The following is a 20002-nucleotide window of genomic DNA, read 5'->3' as shown; positions in this document are numbered from 1 at the left end:
CCGCCGGGCGGGTAGGCGGTGACCACGGTGCCGCGCGGTGTGCGGCCCGATCCGATGACCGAAGGGGGAGAGGACCATGGCGGACGTGCTCAGCGGGCGGCGGGTGGCGTTCCTGGCCGCGGACGGTGTGGAGCAGGTCGAGCTGGAGCGGCCGCGCCGGGCGCTGGAGGAGGCCGGGGCCGTCACCGAGCTGCTCTCGTTGAAGGACGGCGAGATCCAGGCGATGAACGGGGACATCGAGCCGGCCGACCGGTTCGCTGTGGACCGGCGGGTGGCCGAGGCGTCGGTACAGGACTACGACGGCCTGGTGCTGCCCGGCGGCACCGTCAATCCCGACAACCTGCGCGCCGACGCCGACGCGGTGCGGTTCGTGCGCGAGTTCGCGGCGACGGGCAGACCGATCGCGGCGATCTGCCACGGTCCGTGGACGCTGGTGGAGGCCGACCTGGTGCGCGGGCGCACGCTCACGTCGTATCCGAGCATCCGCACCGATGTGCGCAACGCCGGGGGGAACGTGGTGGAGGAGGAGGTGGTCACCGACGGCGGGATCACCACCAGCCGCAATCCGGACGACCTGCCCGCGTTCTGCGAGCGGATCGTGCGGGAGCTGTCCCGGGCCTGAGGTCCGGGCCCGGGGAGGGGGTGCCCGGGCAGGGGAAGGGTGCGGGGGCGGGGCCCGGTGCGGGCCCCGCCCCCGTGTGCGCCGTGTGCGGGTCAGTCCTGGTCGGGGACCTCGGGGTGGCGGCGCAGGTGGACGATGGCGGTGATCAGGCCGCCCCACAGCAGTGCCATGGAGATGACCATCATGGTGATCGCGCTGGCCGACATCAGTGTCCCTCCTCCTTGTTGTGGACCTGCCCGGTCCCCTCGGTGCGTTCGCGGTCGTGGGCGGCCATCTGGTCGGCGCGCTTCCAGGGCACCAGGGCGATGACGGCGCCGACGACGATGGCGCCGATGGCCACGCCCCACCCGGCGGTGAGCAGGAACCCGGTCGGGTACCCGGCGTAGTTCTCCGTCAGTTCGGTGCGCAGCGCGTCCCACATCATGAAGCCGAGCAGGACCGGGGTGACCACGGCCAGGGTGATGCGCCACCAGCGGCCCAGGCGGATGGAGGACACGCTGTTGGCGTGCTCCTGGAAGGCCGGCAGGCGGCGCAGGACCCACCCGAACACGATGAGGACCACCAGGGCGGCCAGGGCGATGCCGTACTGGTTGATGAAGTGGTCGAACACGTCCAGGTAGTGCAGGCCCTGGTGGGTCGGGAAGATCAGGATCGACACCAGGGCGATCAGGCCGCCGACGATCAGGACCGCCTGGAGGCGGCCCAGGCCGACGCGGTCCTGGACGGCGGAGACGACGACCTCGACGATGCTGATCAGCGAGGTGAGTCCGGCGATGACCAGCGACGCGAAGAACAGCACGCCGAACAGCGCCCCGCCGAACGGCAGGGTGGAGATGATCTGCGGGAAGGCGATGAAGGCCAGGCCGATGCCGGAGGTGGCGACCTCGTCCACCGCGGTGCCCGCGGCGGTGGCCATGAAGCCCAGGGCGGCGAACACGCCGATGCCGGCCAGCAGCTCGAAGGAGCTGTTGGCGAAGCCCGCCACCATGGCCGAGCCCGTCAGGTCGGCCTTGCGCTTGAGGTAGGAGGCGTAGGTGACCATGATGCCGAAGCCGATGGACAGCGAGAAGAAGATCTGCCCGTAGGCCGCCACCCACACGCTCCCGTCGGCCATGGCGCTCCAGTCGGGGGTGAACAGGGCGTCCAGGCCGGTGGTGGCGCCGTCCAGGGTGAGGGCCTGGATGACGAGGATGAGGAACAGGACCACGAGCAGCGGGATGAAGACCTTGTTGGCCTTTTCGATGCCGTTGCGGACGCCCAGGGCCAGGATGGCCAGGACCACGATCCACACGGCGATGAGCGGCCAGGCGACGGCGGGCACGTAGCCGGTGATCCCGCCGGGGGCCTCGCTCATCTGGAGGTAGTCGCCGAAGAAGAACGCGTTGGGGTCCTCGCCCCAGGCGCCGGTGATGGAGAACCAGACGTAGGAGGCGCTCCAGGCGATGATCGCGCCGTAGTAGACCGCGATCACGAAGCAGATGGCCACCTGCCACCAGCCGATGGCCTCGGCGGGCCGGGAGATCCGCCGGTAGGACAGGGGCGCCGAGGACCGGTACCTGTGGCCGATCGAGTACTCGAGGATGAGCAGCGGGATGCCGGCGGTGAGCAGGGCGACGAGGTAGGGCACCATGAACGCCCCGCCGCCGTTCTCGTAGGCGATGTAGGGGAATCGCCAGATGTTCCCGAGCCCGACGGCGGATCCGATCGCCGCCATCAGGAACCCCGCGCGCGTTCCCCACTGCTCGCGCGTCTGTTGGGCCATGGTTAGGTCTCCTCATCGTGCCTGTCGTTGCGCGTCCCGCACGCTAGCAGGATTTGGACGAAACGGCATGTTCCAGGACCGGTTGTCGGCTGTTCGTCTTGCCTGCGTGGGGGGTCGGCGCTCGATCGTCCACGTCGGGATCGCCTGTGCCGCAGGGGTGAGCGCTCCTTACGGGCGGTGTTCAGGTGGGCTCACGTTCGGGTGCCGGCCCGGGGCGCCCCGCCGGTGCCCGCGGCACGGCGGTGCCGCGGGCGTTCGCGCGGGGGCGGGTCCACGGGTCGTTCACACCGCCGACGGTAGCCCGGCCGGGGGCGGTGCGCCCGGAGCGGCGCGGGGTTTCACCAGCGCATGTGCACGTGTTCGGCGAAGCCGGTGAGGCCGTCCACGGAGATCTCGGTGCCGTCGTCGGTGCGGACGGTGCCGGTGTAGTGGCCGAAGCACTGGCGGGTGTCGTTGACCAGGACCCCTGCGTCGGTGCGGTCCAGGCGGCGGTGGAAGGGGGTGAACACCAGGTCGATCCGCCCCGAGGGGGAGCGGATCCACCAGGGCGAGGAGTCGTCGTCGGGGTCGTAGTCCCACTGGAGTTCCTCGCCGACCTTGGTCAGGCGGCCGTCCACGCACAGGGCGTTCTCGGTCAGGCCGGTGCCCCGGGTCCACCGGCCGCCCAGTTGCAGGCCCACGGTGTGGGAGTCGGTGACTCCGGCGGCGGCGCCCCAGTTCCAGAGGGTGTCGTAGGGCCAGATGCCGCGGCCGTGGTCCAGGACGCCCCAGCCGCCGGAGAAGTCCAGGGTGCGCTCGCCCAGGCGGACGGTGCCGTGGGCGGGGCGGGCGGTGTGCTTGGAGGTGTACTGGAAGCGGGTGGGGCTCCAGGGGATGACCACGTTCATGGTCTCGTGCCCCTCTGGCAGGCCGACGGTGAGGTCGGCGTGCAGGCGGCCCCGGGGGGTGTCGCAGGCGAAGCGCAGGCGGTCGCCGTCGGGGCCGGGGGTGATGCGGGCGCGGACCGGGCCCAGGGCGGTGGTGGGTCCGGCGTTGAGGGTGTCGGGCAGGCGCACCCCGTGCCCGAGCGGGCCCAGGTGGCTGCGGCCGGTCTCCACTCCCCCGTATTCCAGCAGGTAGACGGAGGTGAGCGACAGGTAGTCGAGGTCGGCGACGGTGAGGGCGACCAGGTGCGTGGGGGTCAGGACGCACCAGTACTCCCATTTCTTGCGGCGTCCGCGGCCGCGGGGCAGGGCGGTGGTGTGCAGTGGGGTGCGGGACCAGCCCACGGCCCGGGGGTCGAGGCGGCCCCGGGGTGTGCACAGGTCGACGGGGGCGGTGATCTCCCGCTCGTGCGTTGGCATGACCGGCAGCATAGGCGGCACCGGCCGCCGGCGGTAGGAGCCATGGGGCCCGTGGCGCCCGGGGCCGGTGCGGCGCGGTGGAGCCGAAAAGGCGTGGTGCCCGGCGGGGGGCGCGTGCGACGGTGGTGGTGCCGCGGCGCCCCCGCCGCGGGTCTTCGGCCCACGAGGAGGTCCTTTGACGGACGACGAGTGCAAGTTCTGCGGTATCGCGGCCGGCCGGCTGACGTCCAGCCCCGTCTACGAGGACGACCTGGTGGTGGCGTTCATGGACCTGTACCCGGTGACGCCGGGGCACGTGCAGGTGGTGCCGCGCGCCCACGTGGCGGAGCTGGGCGAACTGGACGACGCGGTCGGGGCGCGGTTGTGGAGCGTGGCCCGCCGGGTGGGGACGGCCCTGCGCGGCGGCGCGGTGCGGTGCGAGGGGGTGAACCTGTTCCTGGCCGACGGTGAGGCGGCCGGGCAGGAGATCTTCCATGTGCACCTGCACGTCTTCCCCCGGTTCGCGGGGGACCCCTTCTCGATCCACGCGGTGTGGGAGGAGGCCGACCGGGCGGTGCTGGACGGGCAGGCGGCCCGGCTGCGCGCCCTGGTGCCCCGGGAGTGAGGGCGGGTCAGCGCGGGGCCAGGAAGGCGCGGGCCCCGCGCAGCCGCGTGCGCAGCACGGCGCGGGTGGCGGTGCAGTCCAGGCGCACGTCCAGCGGGCCGGGCGGGCCGGAGACGGCGCGGCGGCCGCGGGGCAGCCGGTCGGGGTCCAGGCCGTCGCGGCGGGCGATGAGCACGCCCAGGGCGTGGCGGCTGAGCGCGTCGGGTCCGGCCAGGTGGTGGACGCCGGTGCGGTCGGAGGCGGCCAGTTCCAGCAGGGCGTCGGCCAGGTCGCCGACGTGGACGGGGCAGCGGACGTCGTCGGTGAACAGGGCTCCGGGGCCGCCCGCGGCCAGGTGGTGGACGCGCTGTTCGTGGGCGGAGCCGTTGCCGCCGATGATCAGCGAGGTGCGGGCGATGACCGCCTCGGGGTGCAGGGCTTTGACGGCGGTCTCGGCGGCGGCCTTGGCGGCCCCGTAGGGGTTGACGGGGTCGGGGAGGGCGGTCTCGGGGTAGGCGGGGGCGGTGCCGGAGAACACGGCGTCGCTGGAGACGTGGACCAGGCGGGCGCCGGCCGCGGCGGCGGCCAGGGCCGCGTGGGCGGCGCCGTCGGCGGTGACGGCCCAGTCGCCCTGCCGGTAGGCGGTGTTGACGACGGCTTCGGGGCGCACCCGTCGGACCAGGTCGGTGACGGCGTCGCGGTCGCGCAGGTCCAGGGCGTGCCAGGCGATGTCCGGGGCGGCGGGGGCGCCGGTGGTGGAGGTGGCGCTCACCCGGTGGCCGGCGGCCAGGGCCCGGCGGGCGACCTCGCCGCCCAGGTGGCCGCTGGCGCCCAGGACGAGGAGGGAGGGTGCGGTGGTCATGGACGCACACGCTACCGGGGGGCGGCCGGGCCGCAGGGCGGGCGCGCGGGTGCGGATGAGTACGGGTGCTCAGGCGGGGTGAGTACGCGTGCGGATGGCGGGGGGCCGACGGCTGCGTAGCTTCGGGGCATGACCTCCCTCGTCCTCGCGGCCGGGTACGCCGCCGCGGCCCTGCACTTCGTGTTCTTCGCCTGTGTCGTCCTGGGCGGTTTCGCCGCCTGGTGGCGTCCCCGCCTGTTCTGGGTCCACCTGGGGGTGGCCGCCTACGCGCTGGGGATCGTCATCGTGGACTGGCCGTGTTTTCTGACCGAGATCGAGAACTGGTCGCGGGCGACGACCGGGCGAGCGGTGATGGAGTCGGGGTTCATCGACTTCTACCTGACCGGGACCCTGTACCCGCGCGAGCACCTGATGACGTCGCGGGTGGTGATCGCGGCGGTGGTCGCCTGCTCGTGGGCGGGCGCCTGGTGGTCGGCGCGGCGCCGTGCGGCCCGGGGGCGGGAGACGTTCGCGGTGGGCGGGGGCGGCTGAGGGCTGCCGGCCCGGCCGGTCAGGCCAGGGCGGCGGGCCGGTCGGGGTCGGCGGGCTCCGCGGGGGCGGGGGGTTCGGGGGTGCCCGGGACGGCGGTCTGGGCGATGAACGCCCCGGCGACGATGACGGCCGCCCCGAGGATCTGCACGGGTGCCAGGGCCTCGCCCAGCAGGATCCAGGCGAGCACGATGGCGGTGACGACCTCCAGGTAGGCGACGCCTCCGGCGATCTGCGGGGACAGCAGGCGTACGGCGGCGATGCCGGTGAAGTAGGCGATCACGGTGGAGACCAGGCCCAGCCACAGGGCCAGGGACCAGCCGGGCAGCGGCAGCGGGCCCAGGGCGGTGGTGGTGGCGAGCAGTTCCCAGTCCATGGACCAGGGGCGGGCCAGGGGCAGCAGCAGGACGGTGGCGGTGAGGGAGCCGAAGGCGATGACGGCCAGGGGGTCGGCGTCCTGGCCGGTGCGGTCCGACAGCAGGAAGTAGGCGGCCTGGGCGGCGGCCGCGCCCAGGGCCAGGCCGACGCCCACGGCGTCCAGGCGCATGCCCGCCCATACCTCCAGCAGCAGGACCAGGCCGGTGACGGCCATGATCACGCCGACGACGGCGGCCGGGGGGACCTTGGTGCGGCGTACCAGGCGCAGCCAGACCAGGACCAGGACGGGGCCGAGGAATTCGATGAGCAGGGCGATGCCGACGGGGATGCGGGCGATCGCGGCGAAGTACAGGGCCTGGACCCCGGCCATGGGGAACACGCCGTAGGCGAGGATGAGCAGGGGGCGGCGGGTCAGCAGGCGGCGGTGGCGCACGGCGACGGGCAGCAGCAGGAGGGCGGCCCCGGCCAGGCGCAGCCAGGTGACGTGGACCGAGTCCAGGCCGGCGTCCAGGAGGGGGCGGGCGAAGACGCCCGAGCCGCCGAACGCCAGGGCCGAGGCGAGGGCGAAGGCCAGGCCGGTGGGGCGGTGGCGGGCGGGTGCTGGGGGCACGGGCTCTCCCGGGGCGGCGCGGAAAAGGTGGGATCTTTCGAGGATAGAGGGAGGGGGGAGCGGCCCGTGTCGCCGGGGCGGCCGGTGGGGCGGGCCGGTCAGGTGTTCGGGGAGGTGAGGTCGAGTTCGGCCCAGGCGACGTCGTGCCAGGCGTCGTGCTTGCGGCCGACCCGGTGCATGACGCCGACGTCGGTGAACCCCAGGGCGCGGTGCAGGCCCAGGCTGGCGTCGTTGGGCAGGGTCATGCAGGCGATGGCGCGGGTCATGCCGCGTTCGGCCAGGCGGGGCAGCAGCGCCGAGTACAGGGTGCGCCCGGCGCCGGTGCGGCGCAGGCCGCGGCGGAGGTAGACGCTGACCTCGCAGCAGCGGTCGTAGGCGGCGCGGGTGCGGAAGGTGCCGCCGTAGGCGTAGCCCAGCAGGGTGCCCTCGGCGTCCTCCAGGACGAGCCAGGCGTGGCGGTCCTGGGCGGTGGCGATGCGGGCGGCCATCTCCCGGGCGGTGGGGGGTTCCAGTTCGAAGGTGATGGCGGTGTCGGTGACGTAGGGCGCGTAGATGTCGGCGCAGGCGGCGGCGTCGGCCGGGGTGGCGTCACGGACGGTGTGGAGGGCGGGCATCGCGTTCATAGTGAGGATGCTAAACGAATATGTTCACTATAGTGAACACCATGAGCGATGACCTCTCTGTGGCCCTCGCCACCACCCTCCAGCGCCTGCGCTCGGACCGGGGCCTGACCGGCGCCGCCCTGGCCGATTTGTCCGGGGTCTCCCGGACCATGATCAGCCGGATCGAGAACGGCGACGTCCAGCCCACCGCCTCCCTGCTGGGGCGGCTGTCGGCGGCCCTGGGCATCACCCTGTCGGAGCTGATCGCCGACGCCGAGCGCGGCGAGCGCCGGCTGGTCCGGCGCGCCGACCAGCCGGTGTGGACCGACCCCGACACCGGCTACACCCGCCGGGCCGTCTCGCCCGCCTCGGGCGGGCGCCTGGAACTGGTGGAGGTGCACCTGCCGCCGGGCGCGCGGGTGGCCTTCCCCGCCGAGGCCTACGCCTTCACCCACCACCAGATCTGGGTCCTGGAGGGGACCCTGGAGTTCACCGAGGGGGAGACCGTGCACGGGTTGGGGGAGGGCGACTGCCTGCGGCTGGGCTCGGCGGCCCCCTGCGAGTTCCACAACCCCGGGCGGGGCGAGTGCCGCTACCTGGTGGCGGTCACCCGCCGCACCCCCTGACCGGGGGCCGGCCTCAGGCCAGCGCCCGGACCAGGCGGGGGCGCTGGTCGGCGAGCCGGTCGCGGCGCCGGTCCCAGCGCTCCCAGCCGCCGGAACCGGCGTGGGCGCGGACGAACGCCGCGTCGCCCGCGGCGACCCGCCCGGCCACGAACGCCCGGGCCACCGCCAGGTAGTCCTCCACCGTCCGCGGCAGCAGGGCCCGGTCGGCGCCGGACAGGCCGTAGGCGTCGGCGACCACTCGCAGGCGGCGGGCGGTGTCCAGGCCCTCCCAGACCGTCCCGGCCGCGGCCTCGGGGGGCAGGGTGGGCCCCATGTAGTACGCCAGGGCGGCCACGTCCCACAGCGGGCGGCCCGGGGCGGCCAGGTCGAAGTCGATGAGGGCGGCCGCCCTGCGCCCGCGGAACACGAGGTTCTCCACGCACGGGTCGTTGTGGCACAGCAGCGGTCCGCCGTGCGGGTCGGCCAGGTCGGCGGGCCAGGGCGCGGCGGTGTCCACGGGGACGCGGGCGGCCGCGTCGTGGTAGCGGCGCAGCAGGCGGGCGGCCGAGGCCAGGACCGCGTCGTCGGCGACCCAGGCGGGGAACGGGGGCAGCGCCACCTCGCCCTCGACGAAGCCCAGCTCCTCCCGGCCGTCGGGGCCCAGCGCCAGCGGGCGGGGCGCGCCGTCGAACCCGGCCCCGGGCAGGGCGCGCAGGTGGGGGTGCAGGGCGGCGGCGGTGGCGGGGGCGGTGCGCAGCACCCGGTCGCCGCGGCGGGTGACGGTGTTCATCATGCCGCCGGGCAGGGGGAGGGGGTCGTTCACGGGCCCAGCCTCGCACGGGCCCGGCGGCGGGAAAACCGGTGGCGCCGCGGCCGGGGCGGGGGACAGGATCGGTGGCAGATGGCGAACGAAGGGAGGGCCCATGGCCCGCCGCCGCTCTCCGCAGGAGGAGAAGCTGCTGTCCTACACCCGTGACCGCCGCAACCGGTACGGCGAGAACGACAAGGCCTCGCGCAAGGGCGTCCCCCGCGCCAAGAGCCGGGTCTCGCGCCGCAACCGGCGCGCGGAGGCCGTGGCCCTGTCCGGCGGGCGCACCACCGCCGACCTGGACGCGGGCGCCGACGTGCAGGAGCGCGTCGAGCGCAACCGGCGCGCCCGCTGGGCCAAGGCCCCCGACGTGCCGCTGGCGACCGAGGTCCTGTACAAGATGGGGCGGCGCTCGGCCAGGGGCGACGGGGCCGCGGACGAACGGGCCGAGCGGGTGCGCTCCCGGCTGCGCGGGGCGCCGCGGCGGCGGTGATCCCCCGCCCCGGCCGGGCCCGCCGCCCGCACGGGGCGGCCGCTCCTTCGTGGCGGTGCGGCGTGCACCCTGCTCCGTCCGTCCCGCCCGCGGGCGGGAGGGAGGCCGGGGGCCGTCGGCCGGGCGGGGTCAGGGCAGCGGTACGGGGACCGGCCGCGACCCCTCGGCCAGCGAGCGGGCGCCGGCCACCCCGACCAGGGAGGCGGCCACCGCCTCGCGCGCCCCGACCGGGGGCGGGGTGCCGTGTTCGACCGTGTCGCGGAACCCCCGCAGGATCAGCACCGTGCCCTCCTCCCCCCGGGCGAGAGGGGCGCCGTCCAGCAGCACCGGCGGGGCCGTGAGCTCCTCCTCGTGGGCCGCGCCGTCGTCGCGGGTCCAGCCCTCGCGGCGTACCCGCACCGACCAGGCGCGCTCCCCGGCCGCCCGGACCGATTCGGCGGCGGCCAGGGTGCCGTGCACCGACATCCGGCTCCAGTGGGCGTCGGACTCGCCCTGGAGGAAGCCGTTGCGGGTCAGGGCCAGGGCGCCGGTGGACAGGCGCACCGCCATCACGGCGGCCCGGCGCGGGTCGGCGGTGTCGACGGGGAACGCGGTGACCTCCACCGGCCACGCCCCGGTGACGGCCAGGATCGGCGACAGCGAGTGCGTGCAGTAGGCGGTGGAGGGGATGCGGCCGCGCCAGTGCGCGGGGTCGCCGGTGAGGGCGCGGACCGCCTCCGGTGACATGCCGTGCAGGTAGTCGGCCTCGATGAGGGAGATCCGGCCCAGGGCGCCCTCGGCGGCCAGCCGGCGCAGGACCCGCACGTGCGGGTGCAGGACGTAGTTCTCGGCGAAGGAGTAGGTGGCCTGGGACCTGTCGGCGGCCTCGACCAGGGCGCGCCCCTGCTCGGCGTCGGTGCAGGCGGCGGTCTCCGACAGGACGTGGACGCCGCGTTCGAGGAAGGCCAGGGCGGGTGCGGCGTGGGTGTCGAAGTCGTCGGCCAGGAGCACCCCGTCCAGGTCGGCGTCGAGCAGGTCGCGCCAGTGCCCGCCCAGCGGGACGCCGGGCAGGTGGGCGCGGGCCCGTTCGCGGGCGGCGGGGTCGGTGTCGCACCCGGCCGCCACGTCGATGCCGACCCTGCGGGCCCAGCGGGCCAGGTGGAGCCCCTGCCCGAGGCCGACCACCCCCATCCGCACGGGTCGCGCGGACGGTTCCCGCGCGGGCGAGGGCGCGGAGGGGACGGCTGTTCCGGGGCGGAGAGGGTCTGTCATGGCGCCCATGATGGGGCAGGGCCGGGGCCGGGCGCGCGGGGTTTTCCGGGCGGCGTGCGGGCGATGAGGACGGTGGCACGGGGCGTCCAGCCCAGGGAGGTGTACAGGTGGCGCCCCTGCGGGGAGGCGACCAGCAGGCCGTGGACGGCGCCCGCGCGGCGGGCGTGCCCGGCCAGGGCCGACATCACGGCCGCGCCCAGGCCGCGGCGGCGGTGGTCGGGTTCGGTGGTGATGGAGTCGGCGACGGCGTCGTCGGCCGAGATGCCCATGACCCCGGTGGCGGCCTCCTCGCCCTGGGCGGTGGAGACCCGCACCCGGATCACCGCGCGGGCCCTGCCGACGGTGACGCGGTAGGGGCGGGGCGGGTCCAGGGACGGGTGCTCGTCCAGGTCCGCGGTCATGAGGGTCTCGGTGCCCGGGTCGACCGCCAGGCCGGCCTCCTCCAGCAGCAGCGCGGTCTTGTCGGGCGCGGCGGTGGGCACGGTCAGCCAGTCGGTGTGCTCCGAGGCCAGGACGCGCTCGGCGGCGGCGGCGATGGTGTCGGGGGCGCCGTCGGCGTCGAGCAGGATGTACTCGTCGTGGCGGTGCGCGAACCCGAAGCGCACGCGCAGCGCCCCGTCGGCCTCGGCCGGCTCGGGCAGGGAGCGCGCCGTCCCCCAGCCCCGTTGCCAGCGGCGGACGAGGTCGGGCAGGGGTGCGGCGGGCGGGTTCGGCATCGGTTTCCTCGCGCGGGGCGGGGCCGGTGGGGCCCCTGGGGCTGGTGTCTGCCATTCGACCACACCGGGGGGACCGTCCCGGCCGGTCGGCCGTGGGGTACCCCGGGGGCGGGGGTGCCGGTGGGAGCGTGTGTAACGTCGATGGCACGCCACCGAAACAGCCACGACCCCGTCATGTCGCGGTCGCCCCGCCCGGCGTCGGGGCGCCGCCATCGAGAGGACCGCGTTGCGCATGTCCGACGTCCACGTCACCGGCCTGGCCGACCACCACCCCGCCGTGCGGGCCGCCTACGAGCGGGTGGTGCGCCGCGACCCCGACCAGCCGGAGTTCCGCCAGGCCGTGCTGGAGGTCCTGGAGACCCTCTCCCCGGTGCTGGTCCAGCACCCCGAGTACGTCGAGGCCGGGATCCTGGAGCGCCTGTGCGAGCCCGAGCGCCAGATCGTGTTCCGTGTCCCCTGGCGCGACGACCGCGGCCGTGTGCACGTCAACCGGGGCTTCCGGGTGGAGTTCAACGGCGCGCTGGGCCCCTACAAGGGCGGCCTGCGCTTCCACCCGAGCGTGGACCTGGGCGTGGTGAAGTTCCTGGGCTTCGAGCAGATCTTCAAGAACGCGCTGACGGGGATGAGCATCGGCGGCGGCAAGGGCGGCTCCGACTTCGACCCCAAGGGGCGCTCGGACGCCGAGGTCGAGCGGTTCTGCCAGTCGTTCATGACCGAGCTCTTCCGCCACCTGGGCGAGCACACCGACGTGCCCGCCGGGGACATCGGGGTGGGCGGCCGCGAGATCGGCTACCTGTTCGGCCAGTACCGGCGCCTGGCCAACCGCTGGGAGGCGGGGGTGCTCACCGGCAAGGGCCTGGAGTGGGGCGGCTCGCGGGTGCGCACCGAGGCCACCGGGTACGGGGCGGTGCTGTTCGCCCAGCGGATGCTGGAGCGCCGGGGCCGGTCCCTGGAGGGCGCCCGCGTGGTGGTGTCGGGGTCGGGCAACGTCGCCCTGTACGCGGCGGAGAAGGCGCAGCAGCTGGGGGCCGTGGTGGTGGCCTGCTCCGACTCGGGCGGCTACGTCCTGGACGAGAAGGGCCTGGACCTGGACCTGCTCAAGCAGATCAAGGAGGTGGAGCGGGGCCGGGTCGCCGACTACCCCGCCCGGCGCGGCGGCGCCGCCCGGTACGTGGCGGGCGGCAGCGTGTGGGAGGTGCCGTGCGCGGTGGCGCTCCCGTGCGCCACCCAGAACGAGCTGGACGCCGAGGACGCCCGCGCCCTGGTGCGCAACGAGGTGGCGGCGGTCGCGGAGGGCGCCAACATGCCCACCACCCCCGAGGCGGTGCGGGTGCTGCGCGAGGCCGGGGTGCTGTTCGCCCCGGGCAAGGCGGCCAACGCGGGCGGGGTGGCCACCAGTGTGCTGGAGATGCGCCAGAACGCCCGCCGCGAGTCGTGGTCGTTCGAGTACACCGAGGCGGAGCTGGCCCGCATCATGGCCAACGTCCACGACCGCTGCGAGGAGGCGGCCGAGCGCCACGGCGCCCCGGGCGACTACGTGCTGGGGGCCAACGCGGCCGGGTTCGAGCGGGTGGCCGACGCCATGCTCGCCCAGGGGCTCGTCTAGCCGGTCTCGGTTCGTGCCCGGCGGCACGGGAGGACGTTCGGGGAACGGGCTCCGACCGGCCGGGGCCGGTGCGGTGGCGGCGTCCTGCCGCCCCACCGCCCGCCCCGGCCGACGGCCATCCGGCCGGGTGCGGGGGCGGGCGGTATTTTCCGTTGACCGCCGTTGCGGGGCGCCCCTAGGGTCGCGGCCATGAGCGATCCCCGTGTGTTCCCGCGGTTCGTGGCCGACGAGCGCACCATGTTGACCCAGTGGCTGGACTGGCACCGCGAGACCCTGGCCCTCAAGTGCGCCGACCTGGACGAGGCGGGGCTGCGCGAGCGCTCCGTGCCGCCCTCGCAGATGTCCCTGCTGGGGCTGGTGCGGCACCTGGCGCACGTGGAGTTCACGTGGTTCCAGCGCCACCTGATGGGAGAGGACACGCCCAACCCGGTCAAGTCCCCGCAGGACCCCGACGGCGACTTCCTCGGCGCGGACACCGCGCCGGTGCGGGAGGCGTTCGCGCTGTGGCGGGCCGGAGTGGAGCGCTCCCGCGAGGTGTCGGCGTCGCTGCCGCTGGACGCCCTGGCCCGGAGGGAGTGGCGGGGGAACACCGTCTCCCACCGCTGGATCCTGATGCACATGGTCTCGGAGTACTCCCGCCACAACGGCCACGCCGACCTGCTGCGCGAGCGGGTGGACGGCGCGACCGGCTTCTGACCGGAGCGGGGGCGGCGGTCCGCCGGTTTGCGGTTGACGCAGCGTCAACCCCTAGCGTCGGGGCCATGGAGATCACTGTCGTGGACACCCGTACCGGCATGGAGCGCGTGCTGCGCGCCCCGGCCGAAGACCGCCCCGGACTGCTGGCGGAGATGCTCGAACCCGTGCGGGGCATGTACCGCTTCGCGCCCGTGGAGGTCGACCTGGTGGACGTGCACCTGCGGGGCATGGGCTTCCCGCTGGACCGCGACGAGGAGCGGTGCCTGGCGGCACTGGAGGACCTGGCGCGGGCCGACGCGTGGAACCGGATCGGGGCCGCCATGGAACGCGGCGCGGCCCGGCTGGCCGAGGCCGTGCCGGGGCTGGAGCCGCACGACGTCACGGTGCTGCTCACCCTGGGCGACCCGGGCGACGCCCATTTCACGGACACCGTGCTGGGCGTGGCCGGGTTCGGCGGCATCTGGGGGTACATCACCATCACGCTGTGGCCGTTCCGGGAGAACCTGGAGCGGTTGGAGACCACCGCCGTGCACGAGCTGCACCACAACCTGCGCTACGCCCCGGGCGGGGTGGTGTGGGACCCGGCGACCGTCACGGTCGGCGAGCACGTGGTGGGCGAGGGGCTGGCCGACGCCTTCGCCCGGGAGCTGTACGGCGACGACCTGGGCCGCACCCGCATCGCCGTGCCGCACCTGCGCGACGAGGCGGTGTTCGACAAGGTGGTGTCGGGGCTGGGGGTGACCGGCATGGAGAACTTCACGGCCTGGGTGCACGGCGACGAGAGCGCCAGGCGCTTCGGCACCGCCCCGGTGGGGCTGCCCGCCGGGGCGGGGTACGCGGTCGGGAACCGGCTGGTCGACGCCTACCTGGCGGCGACCGGGCGCACCGCGGCCCAGGCGCTGCGCGACGACCACGCGGAGGTCATCGACACCGCACTGGCCCGGCTGGGCCGGTGACGGGAAGGGGGACGGCGGTGGAGTGGACGATCGGGGAGCTGGCGGCGCGGGCGGACGTCAGCAGCCGCACCCTGCGCCACTACGACGAGGTCGGGCTGCTGTCCCCCTCCCGGACGGGGCCGGGGGGCCTGCGCCACTACGGTCCCGAGCAGGTCGCCCGCCTGCAGCGGATCCTGCTGCTGCGCCGCACGGGGATGGGCCTGGCCGACATCGGCCGGGTGCTGGCCGAGGAGGTCGACGAGGCGGAGGGGCTGCGGGCGCACATCGCCGCCCTGGAGCAGGAGCGCGAACGGATCGACCGGTACATCCGGGAGGTGCGGCACACCCTCCGGGCGCGGGAGGAGGGGGTGGACCCCTGCCCGGACGTGATGTTCGAGGGGTTCAACGACCGCTACCAGGACGGGGTCGTGGAGCGCTGGGGCGAGGAGGCGTTCCGGGCGGGCAACGAGTGGTGGCACAACAAGAGCGTGCGCGAGCAGCGGGAGTGGAAGCGCGCGACGGAGGCGCTGGTCGCCGACTGGGCGGCCGCCTCGCGGGAGGGCGCCGCCCCGGACTCCGACCGGGCCCAGGAGCTGGCGGCCCGGCACGTGGAGTGGCTGGCGATCCCGGGCACCCCGGTCCACGCGGGCGACAGGGAGCGGTCGATCGCGATGGTGACGTGCCTGGCCGACACCTACGTGGAGGACCCGGCGTTCGCCCGGACCTACGGGGACCGGGAGGGCGCGGAGTTCGTGCGCGAGGCGCTGCGGCTGTACGCCCGCACCCGCATGTAGGACACCTCGGGGTACCAGCGGCTTTGAGGGTTCTTGCCGCAGGTCCCGGGGTTCTCCGCGGAAAGTCTCACCCGGGTTTTCAAAGATAGCGTTGAAGGCATGGCTATCGACATCGCACCGGCCGCACGCCCCGTCGAGGCGGCCGCCGTCCTGGACCTGCTCCCCGCCCGGCCCCGGCTGCTCGCCCTGGGCGAGCCCGCCCACGGGCAGGACGCCCTGCTCCGGCTGCGCAACGACCTCTTCCGCATCCTCGTCGAGCAGGCGGGGTACCGGACGATCGCGCTGGAGAGCGACTGCCTGAAGGGACGGATCGTGGACGGGTACGTCACCTCCGGCACGGGCACCCTCGACCGGGCCATGGAGGAGGGGTTCGGCCACGGGTGGGGAGCCTTCCCGGGCAACCGCGACCTGGTGCGCTGGATGCGCGCCCACAACGAGGGGCGGCCCGCGTCCGAACAGGTCCGCTTCGCCGGGTTCGACGGCCCGCTGGAGATCACCGCCGCCGACAGCCCCCGGCGGGCCCTCACCGGGCTCCACGGCCACCTCGCCGCCCGGGTCGGCGCCGACCTGCTCCCGTGCACCGCCGACACGCTCGACCGCCTGCTCGGCGACGACGGCCGGTGGACCGAGCCCGAGGCCATGATGGACCCGGCCCGGTCGGTGGGGCGCTCCGCCGAGGCCGCCCGGCTGCGGCTGATCGCCGACGACCTGGTGGCGCTGCTCGACGAACAGGCGCCGCACCTGATCGCGTCCTCCTCCCCGGAGGAGTGGGAGCGGGCGCGCCAGGACGGGCGCACCGCCCTGGGCCTGCTGCGCTACCACCACTGGATGGCCGACACCTCGCCGGGGCGGATGGACCGGCTGCTGGGCGTGCGGGACGCCATGATGGCCGCCGAGCTGCTCGCCCTCGCCGAACGCGGACCCGTCCTGGCGAGCGGGCACAACAGCCACTTCCAGCGGCAGGAGAGCACCATGACCATGTGGCAGGGACCGGTGCGCTGGTGGAGCGCGGGTGCGCTGGCGGGCACCCGGCTGGGGGAGGAGTACGCGTTCTGGGCCACCGCCGTGGGCGCCATCGGCGACCGGGGGGTGGGCGCCCCGCCCCCCGACACCGTGGAGGGCATGCTGTACGCGCTCCCGGGCGAGCGCTGCGTCGTCGACCCCGCCGGGCTGGCCGCCGCCCTCGCCGGCGCGGAGCCCGCCGCCCGGGTGTCCCCGTGGTTCGGCTACGCGCCGCTGGACCCGGCCCACCTGCCCGGCCTGGACGGCCTCGCCTTCGCCCGGGGGACCGCCTAGCGTCTGCTCCCGGAGGCCCTCCTGCGACACCGGGCACGGACCGCGGGTTCACGAGAACACCGTCTGGCGCCGGGGGCGGCCCTCCGGGAGGATGGCGCGCATGCATCCGGACGGCTGGCACCTCACCGACGACATCGACGCCTTCCTCGACCGGGCCGGGGGCTTCCTGCGCTCGCGCCCGGCCCTGCACACCACACCGCTGACGGCGCTGGAGAAGGCGCGCGCCGGCGGAGCGGGCCCGCCGGGCGCCGACCCGGCCGAGCTCGGGTGGTGGCAGGACGGGGACGGGGTCGGTGCCTTCTTCTACCGCCTCGGGGGCCGCCGCCTGTATCTCACCGCCGTGTCCCCCGGGCAGGCCGACGCCCTCGCCGCCCGCCTTTCCGGCCTGGGCAGCTCCCTGCCCGGCGTCCTCGCGGACCGGGACACCGCCGCCGCCTTCGCCCGGGCGTGGCAGCGGCGCACGGGCGCGGCGGCCACCCCTGGGGAGTGGCGCGTGCGCCTCCACCGGCTGGGCGGCCTGACGGCGCCGGGGCCGGTCCCGGCGGGGCGGGCGCGCGTCGCGGGCCCGGGGGACCGCGAGCGGGTCGTGCGCTGGTGCCGGGACTTCTGCGTCGACGTCGGCGAGCAGGAGTCCATCGACGCCATCGACGCCGGGAACTGGGCGCAGACGCGCTTCGGGGACAAGGGCTTCACCTTCTGGGAGACCCCGGACGGTACGCCCGCCTCCATGGCGGGCACGACCCCGATGGTCGCGGGCATGGTCCGCGTGGACCCCGTCTCCACCCCGGCGCACCTGCGCGGGCGCGGTTACGCGGGCGCCGTCACGGTGGAGGTGAGCCGGGCCGCGCTGGCGGCGGGCGCGACGGACGTGGTGCTGTTCGCCGACCCGGGCAACCCCACCAGCACGGCCCTGTACCGGCGGATCGGGTACGTCCCGCTGGCCGACTTCACCGTGTACGCGTTCTCCTGAGGGGTCCGCGCGCCGGGGCCTCCCGCCGGCCGGCGGCGTCCGGATAAATGTGTTGCCCCGGCGGGCGGCGGGGCCCTAGCGTGTTCCCGCCCCGTTCACCTACGTGAGGACAACGCGCGCATGACGCCCCCTGCTCTCTGACCCTGACGCTTTTTCGCGCATCGGACGCCGACGGACACCGTCGGCTCTCTTTCCCGTGCACTCCGTCAGGTCTTGAGAGAGATCAGGTTTGTCCTCACATACTTTTTCCGTGCTGCCCTGGGCCGTGCGGCGCACCCGCCTGCCCCTGCCCGTCCTCACCTGCGTGGACTGCTCCTGTGAGCGCGCCACCACCAAGGACGGCCGGTTCCGCGTCAACGCCAACGGCAAACTGCTCCATGTCTGGCTGCTGGTCAACTGCGTCGGCTGCGACCGGACCGGCAAGCTCATCGTCCATGAGCGCGTCCCGGTCCGCTCGCTGCCCGCGGACCTGCTCGCCGGGTACACCGCCAACTCGGCGGACCTCGTCGCCCGGGTCCTGCTCGACCCGTCGACCGCCCGGCGCAACCGGTTCGCGCTCGACTGGGAGGGCTGCTGGGAGCTCGACGCGCCCCCGGCCCCCGAGGACCCGTGGCCCGTCCGGGTCGAGGTGTCCTTCGAGGACCCCGTGCCGGTCCGCCCCGAACGGCTCATCGCCCAGGCCCTGGGCATCAGCCGCGGCGAGGTCGCCCGCCGTGTCAAGGCGGACTTCCCGCTGAAGCGCAGGACGGCGCAGGACTTCTCGTTCCTGCTGCTGTAGCCCGTGCGGTCGGGGCGGGGCGCGGCGGCGTGCCCCGCCCCGACCGGCCCCCGTCGGGCGGTCCGGTGCGGCCGCGGGGCCTACAGCCGGGTCGCCCCGGGGCGGGTCCACTGCGGGGTGGGGCGGCCGGTCGGCCCCCAGGTGGGGTTGCCGTCGGCGTCGGTGAACCAGGTCCAGCAGGAGTCCCCGCCCTCGGGCCAGCCCTCGGGCTTGTCCTCCCACGCCTCGCCGCGGCCGTAGGGCGTCATGTCGAGCAGGCCCATGGAGGCGTTGACCCGCTCGCAGCCGCGGCCGGTGGTGGAGTAGGTGAGGAACGTGCGCTCGCCCTCGCGCAGGTAGCAGACGAGGTAGCCCATCTCGCCGCCGACGGGCTCGGGCAGGCCGCGCACCGAGTACCAGGGCTGGGTGTAGCCCATGAACCCGACGAAGGGCTCCACCTCCTCCCAGCGGCCCTCGGTCACGAACGCCAGGGAGACGCCGCGGGCGTTGAGGTAGGAGGCGTCCCGCAGGTGCCAGGCCGCGGTGGTGCAGCCGTAGCACTGGCCCTGGTGGGGCTCTCCGTCGTTCCACATGTGCCTGTAGACCACGAGTTCGTCGCGTCCCTGGAACAGGTCCGTGAACGGGACGGGGCCGTCGGCGCCCACGACCTCGACGGTCCCGTCGAACTCCACCATGGGCAGGCGGCGGCGGGCGGCGGCGATGGCGTCGCCCTCGCGGGTGTGGGCCTTCTCTCGGAGGAGGAGCTCGTCGCGGGCGGCCTGCCAGGTGGCCTGGTCGACGACGGGCGGGCGGCCGGGGAGCGCGGTGGTGCCCGGGCCGCCGTGGGTGGTCGTCATGGTGTCCTCCGGGTGTCTCGTGCCGGGTCGGTCACTATGACAGACCCCTACCCGGGCCGGAACTCATCGCGAGGGGGCGCGCGGTGTTCCTCAGGCGAGGGCGGCCCGGATCCGGGCGAGCCATTCGGTGCCCATCCGGTGTCCGTCGGGGAACCGGTCGTCGCGGTCCCAGCGCCACGTGGCGACCATCGCCAGCACGAGGATCCGGCAGTCGCGCAGCAGGTCGTGGTCGACTCCCGGGTAGTGCGCGCCGACCTCCTCGGGGGCGTGGGCGAGGTCGAACTCGACGGGTCCGGTGCAGCACGTCTCCAGGTCGACGAACAGCGGGCCCTCGCGTGTGGTGAGCAGGTTGCCGGGGTGGGGCTCGCCGTGCAGGAGCTGTTCGGCGCCGCCGCGTTCGCCGACGGTCCTCTTGAGGGTGGCCAGGGTGTCGCCGAGCAGTTCGCGGTCGGGGTCGGTGAGCGCCGGGGTGCGGTCGCGGTCCGCCACGAGCCGCTGGGCGTCCCGGACCCGGTCGGTGAACCGCGGCGCGGGGAGGTCGATGCCGCGCATGCCGGTGTGCAGGCGTTCCAGGGCGTCGGCGTAGTCGGCCGGCGGGACCGGGTGGGAGGTCACGGGTTCGTGGTAGGTCCACAGGGTGACCGTGAAGCCGTCGCGTTCGTGCACGCGCGGCTCCACCCGGGGGTCGAGGGCGGCGACGGGGCAGCCGGCCCCGACGAGCCTTCGTGCGAGGTCGACCTCGAACCGCGCGACCTGCTCGGCCGTCGGCGCCACCCGGGCCAGGACGTCGCAGGGCAGCAGCCGGAGGGTGAGCTTGTTCGAGTCGTGGAGGACGACGGCGTCCCGGGCGGCCAGGCCGAGCGAGGAGGCGATCGCGGTGGCCGCGGCCACCGCCCGTGGGAACTGTGCTGCCCGCATGCGGGTCGGT

At 75.0% G+C, this 20002-nt stretch carries 23 protein-coding genes; 12 read left to right on the top strand and 11 right to left on the bottom strand.

What is annotated here, in order from left to right; all coding sequences use genetic code 11:
* Positions 1-76 precede the first annotated feature (76 nt).
* Positions 77-622: a type 1 glutamine amidotransferase domain-containing protein gene (locus ABZ249_RS12870; RefSeq protein ID WP_220560990.1), complete on the top strand. Its 546-nt coding sequence runs from the start codon at positions 77-79 to the stop codon at positions 620-622.
* Between the two features lie 92 nt (positions 623-714).
* Here the strand turns inward: ABZ249_RS12870 and ABZ249_RS12865 are convergent, their stop codons facing one another.
* The 3 genes from ABZ249_RS12865 to ABZ249_RS12855 form a co-directional block, all read right to left on the bottom strand.
* Positions 715-828, bottom strand: a complete 114-nt coding sequence (locus tag ABZ249_RS12865) for a methionine/alanine import family NSS transporter small subunit (protein ID WP_355261348.1) — start codon at positions 826-828, stop codon at positions 715-717.
* Complete coding sequence (locus tag ABZ249_RS12860) at positions 828-2384, bottom strand: sodium-dependent transporter (protein ID WP_355261345.1); 1557 nt, start codon at positions 2382-2384, stop codon at positions 828-830. The genes ABZ249_RS12865 and ABZ249_RS12860 overlap by 1 nt, the downstream gene beginning before the upstream one ends.
* Positions 2385-2722: 338 nt before the next feature.
* Positions 2723-3727: a DUF2804 domain-containing protein gene (locus ABZ249_RS12855; RefSeq protein ID WP_220560993.1), complete on the bottom strand. Its 1005-nt coding sequence runs from the start codon at positions 3725-3727 to the stop codon at positions 2723-2725.
* Positions 3728-3902: 175 nt separating this feature from the next.
* On the opposite strand from ABZ249_RS12855, the gene ABZ249_RS12850 reads away from it, so the two are divergent.
* Positions 3903-4331 (top strand): HIT family protein, encoded by a 429-nt coding sequence (locus ABZ249_RS12850; protein WP_355261342.1) that lies wholly within the window; start codon positions 3903-3905, stop codon positions 4329-4331.
* A gap of 7 nt (positions 4332-4338) precedes the next feature.
* Here ABZ249_RS12850 and ABZ249_RS12845 read toward each other — a convergent pair whose 3' ends face one another.
* Positions 4339-5172, bottom strand: coding sequence for a sugar nucleotide-binding protein (locus ABZ249_RS12845; protein ID WP_355261339.1), 834 nt, complete (start codon positions 5170-5172; stop codon positions 4339-4341).
* A gap of 129 nt (positions 5173-5301) precedes the next feature.
* Here ABZ249_RS12845 and ABZ249_RS12840 point away from each other — a divergent pair, with 129 nt between their 5' ends.
* Positions 5302-5703, top strand: a complete 402-nt coding sequence (locus tag ABZ249_RS12840; RefSeq protein WP_355261336.1) for a DUF2784 domain-containing protein — start codon at positions 5302-5304, stop codon at positions 5701-5703.
* Positions 5704-5722: 19 nt separating this feature from the next.
* On the opposite strand, the gene ABZ249_RS12835 is transcribed toward ABZ249_RS12840, so the two are convergent.
* Both ABZ249_RS12835 and ABZ249_RS12830 read right to left on the bottom strand, forming a co-directional pair.
* Positions 5723-6688, bottom strand: a complete 966-nt coding sequence (locus tag ABZ249_RS12835; protein ID WP_355261333.1) for an EamA family transporter — start codon at positions 6686-6688, stop codon at positions 5723-5725.
* A gap of 98 nt (positions 6689-6786) precedes the next feature.
* Entirely contained in the window at positions 6787-7311 is a 525-nt protein-coding gene (locus tag ABZ249_RS12830) for an N-acetyltransferase family protein (protein ID WP_355261330.1), read from the bottom strand.
* Positions 7312-7352: 41 nt separating this feature from the next.
* On the opposite strand from ABZ249_RS12830, the gene ABZ249_RS12825 reads away from it, so the two are divergent.
* Positions 7353-7916: an XRE family transcriptional regulator gene (locus tag ABZ249_RS12825; RefSeq protein ID WP_355261327.1), complete on the top strand. Its 564-nt coding sequence runs from the start codon at positions 7353-7355 to the stop codon at positions 7914-7916.
* Between the two features lie 13 nt (positions 7917-7929).
* Here the strand turns inward: ABZ249_RS12825 and ABZ249_RS12820 are convergent, their stop codons facing one another.
* Positions 7930-8688 (bottom strand): phosphotransferase, encoded by a 759-nt coding sequence (locus tag ABZ249_RS12820; RefSeq protein WP_355261824.1) that lies wholly within the window; start codon positions 8686-8688, stop codon positions 7930-7932.
* A 130-nt stretch (positions 8689-8818) separates the two neighbouring features.
* Between ABZ249_RS12820 and ABZ249_RS12815 the strand changes: the two genes are divergently transcribed.
* On the top strand, positions 8819-9196 hold the full coding sequence (locus ABZ249_RS12815) for a hypothetical protein (RefSeq protein ID WP_355261324.1): 378 nt from the start codon (positions 8819-8821) through the stop codon (positions 9194-9196).
* A 129-nt stretch (positions 9197-9325) separates the two neighbouring features.
* Here the strand turns inward: ABZ249_RS12815 and ABZ249_RS12810 are convergent, their stop codons facing one another.
* A complete protein-coding gene (locus ABZ249_RS12810) occupies positions 9326-10447 on the bottom strand; it encodes a Gfo/Idh/MocA family oxidoreductase (RefSeq protein ID WP_355261321.1) in 1122 nt (373 codons plus the stop codon).
* Positions 10444-11163, bottom strand: a complete 720-nt coding sequence (locus ABZ249_RS12805) for a GNAT family N-acetyltransferase (RefSeq protein ID WP_355261318.1) — start codon at positions 11161-11163, stop codon at positions 10444-10446. Before ABZ249_RS12805 ends, ABZ249_RS12810 begins: the two co-directional genes overlap by 4 nt.
* 232 nt (positions 11164-11395) lie before the next feature.
* Between ABZ249_RS12805 and gdhA the strand changes: the two genes are divergently transcribed.
* From gdhA to ABZ249_RS12770, 7 genes are all read left to right on the top strand, one after another.
* Positions 11396-12769, top strand: coding sequence for an NADP-specific glutamate dehydrogenase (gdhA, locus tag ABZ249_RS12800; RefSeq protein ID WP_355261315.1), 1374 nt, complete (start codon positions 11396-11398; stop codon positions 12767-12769).
* Between the two features lie 189 nt (positions 12770-12958).
* A complete protein-coding gene (locus ABZ249_RS12795) occupies positions 12959-13465 on the top strand; it encodes a DinB family protein (protein WP_220561004.1) in 507 nt (168 codons plus the stop codon).
* A gap of 65 nt (positions 13466-13530) precedes the next feature.
* Complete coding sequence (locus ABZ249_RS12790) at positions 13531-14421, top strand: DUF2268 domain-containing putative Zn-dependent protease (protein ID WP_355261312.1); 891 nt, start codon at positions 13531-13533, stop codon at positions 14419-14421.
* A gap of 17 nt (positions 14422-14438) precedes the next feature.
* Positions 14439-15194 carry a MerR family transcriptional regulator gene (locus tag ABZ249_RS12785; RefSeq protein WP_355261309.1) on the top strand — a complete coding sequence of 252 codons (756 nt, stop codon included), beginning with the start codon at positions 14439-14441 and terminating at the stop codon, positions 15192-15194.
* Positions 15195-15293: 99 nt separating this feature from the next.
* Positions 15294-16490, top strand: a complete 1197-nt coding sequence (locus tag ABZ249_RS12780; protein ID WP_355261306.1) for an erythromycin esterase family protein — start codon at positions 15294-15296, stop codon at positions 16488-16490.
* 100 nt (positions 16491-16590) lie between these two features.
* The gene (locus ABZ249_RS12775; RefSeq protein WP_355261303.1) at positions 16591-17460 is read left to right on the top strand and encodes a GNAT family N-acetyltransferase; all 870 of its coding nucleotides are present in this window, start codon (positions 16591-16593) and stop codon (positions 17458-17460) included.
* A gap of 250 nt (positions 17461-17710) precedes the next feature.
* Positions 17711-18238, top strand: coding sequence for a DUF1062 domain-containing protein (locus ABZ249_RS12770; protein ID WP_220561009.1), 528 nt, complete (start codon positions 17711-17713; stop codon positions 18236-18238).
* Positions 18239-18318: 80 nt separating this feature from the next.
* On the opposite strand, the gene ABZ249_RS12765 is transcribed toward ABZ249_RS12770, so the two are convergent.
* Together ABZ249_RS12765 and ABZ249_RS12760 are read right to left on the bottom strand one after the other, a co-directional pair.
* Positions 18319-19074, bottom strand: coding sequence for a DUF899 family protein (locus tag ABZ249_RS12765; protein WP_355261299.1), 756 nt, complete (start codon positions 19072-19074; stop codon positions 18319-18321).
* A gap of 90 nt (positions 19075-19164) precedes the next feature.
* Positions 19165-19992 (bottom strand): aminoglycoside phosphotransferase family protein, encoded by an 828-nt coding sequence (locus ABZ249_RS12760; RefSeq protein WP_355261296.1) that lies wholly within the window; start codon positions 19990-19992, stop codon positions 19165-19167.
* Between the last annotated feature and the right edge of the window lie 10 nt (positions 19993-20002).

Origin of the sequence: Nocardiopsis sp. NPDC006139, assembly GCF_040614155.1 — a bacterium.
Lineage (GTDB): Bacteria > Actinomycetota > Actinomycetes > Streptosporangiales > Streptosporangiaceae > Nocardiopsis > Nocardiopsis changdeensis.
This window is presented reverse-complemented; position numbering and strand designations above follow the sequence as displayed.